General features: G+C 61.4%; 2 protein-coding genes. One reads left to right on the top strand and one right to left on the bottom strand.

All coding sequences use genetic code 11. The features are described from left to right. The first annotated feature begins 91 nt into the window (after positions 1 to 91). The gene (locus ACYP33_RS24480; protein ID WP_459624286.1) at positions 92 to 382 is read left to right on the top strand and encodes a BrnA antitoxin family protein; all 291 of its coding nucleotides are present in this window, start codon (positions 92 to 94) and stop codon (positions 380 to 382) included. Between the two features lie 112 nt (positions 383 to 494). Here the strand turns inward: ACYP33_RS24480 and ACYP33_RS24475 are convergent, their stop codons facing one another. Next, positions 495 to 1709 carry a tyrosine-type recombinase/integrase gene (locus ACYP33_RS24475; protein WP_459624285.1) on the bottom strand — a complete coding sequence of 405 codons (1215 nt, stop codon included), beginning with the start codon at positions 1707 to 1709 and terminating at the stop codon, positions 495 to 497. Positions 1710 to 1814: the final 105 nt, after the last annotated feature.

Below are 1814 nucleotides of genomic sequence, written 5' to 3'. Positions count from 1 at the left end.
GATCGCCTTCATATGCTGGTGTTCACGCCGCGCGGCGGCATGGTTCACGTTATCAGCCTTCGAAAAGCCAACTCCCGTGAGGTGAAGAGATATGAGCAAGCAAAAAACCAGCAAGCCGACTGACGACAATCCGGCGTGGACGGATGCCGACTTCGCGCGCGCGCGACCGGCTGAAGACGTGTTGTCCGAGTTGTTCGGCAAGGAGGTTGCGGCCAAGTTGACGAAGCCGCGAGGCCGGCCGAAGTCGGTCAATCCCAAGATGCCGCTCAAGCTGCGGATCGATCCTGACATCGTGGATGCCTACAAGGCCCAGGGCGATGGATGGCAAACACGGATGAACGATGCGCTCAGGGACTACGCGAGATCACACGGCATGATGTGAGGTTGTGCGTCTGGCGTGGCCCGCTCAAGGCGACACGCCTCTCTTGAAACACAAATCGCAGCGGACATCGATGAGGTGGTGCAGCAGTTCTCACCCTGCTGGCCCGCAAGGCTTATCGCACCGCCATCAACGGGATGATGTCCGCGCGGGCTTTGAGCCGGTCGAGGTGATCCCCCCAAGCCTGCATCATCCGCTTGCGTTCCGGCATGTATTCTGCGTGGACATACGCCGCCGTCACCTGGTTGCGCTCCGCGTGAGCCATCTGTCGCTCCACAACATCCCTGCTGTACCCAAGCTCACGCAGCACTGTGGCGGCCAGCCCGCGAAAGCCGTGCCCGGTCATCCGTGACTTGTAGCCCATGCGGTACAGCGCATAGAGCATCGTGTTGTTCGAAATGTGGCTCCGCCCCTGCACGCTGTAGAACACGAACCTGTGCTGCCCGTTCATTGCCCGAAGCTGCGCGAGCACGTCGAGCGCCTGCCGTGACAGCGGCACGATATGCGGATCGCGCATCTTCATGCGCTCGGCCGGAATGCGCCACTCGGCTGCGGCCTCATCGAATTCCGCCCATTCCGCGTGAATCATTTCCTTCGTCCGGACGAAGGTGAGCGCCATCAGACGGAGCGCTAGCCGGGTAACGAGGTCACCTTGGTAGGCGTTGATGTCGCGCATGAGCTGAGGGATCTCCGTCACCTTGACGCGCGCCATGTGCTGCACGCCCGGCCCCTTTCGCAGAACGGACTTCGCGTCGATATCGGCGGCCGGATTTCTGTCGCAGCGTCCCGTCATGATTCCGTACTGGAACACGGCACGGGATCGCTGAAGTATCCGCTTGGCCGTCTCCCGCACCCCGCGCGCTTCGACGTCCCGGACGAGGGCGAGCATCTGCGGCGCGTCGATCTCGGCGATCGGACGGCTCCCGATCTTCGGGAACACGTCCACTTCCAGCGAATGCATCACCTTGTCGGCGTAACTGTCCGTCCATGCCAGGCGCTGCGAGTCATACCATTCGCGCGCCACGATCTCGAACAGGTTGCCGGCTTCCGCTTCCGCCGCTTGCTTCGCATCCTTGCGCGCCTGGCTCGGATCGATCCCGGCTGCGAGTTGCTGGCGTGCGTCGTCGCACTTTCGCCGCGCTGCTGCCAGCGACACGACGGGGTACACGCCCAAGGCGAGCGTCTTCTGTTTGCGCTGGAAACGATAGGACCAGCGCCAGTATTTCGAGCCGTTCGGTTGAACCAGCAGGAACATGCCGCTGCCGTCCATCATCTTGTACGGCGCGGCCTCGGCTTTGGCGTTCCTCACTCTCAGGTCTGATAGGACCATGTGTTGGTATCTCGGTTGTTGGTATCGGCAGGTACCAACAAAAAATACCAACAAAGGTGCTCGCTGTCTTTGAGCAAAGTCTGATAACGCTGGGGGCTAAAAGCC

The organism is Burkholderia sp. 3C (assembly GCF_054589155.1).
The sequence above is the reverse complement of the archived record's forward strand: the minus strand, read 5'-3'. Positions and strand labels throughout refer to the sequence as shown.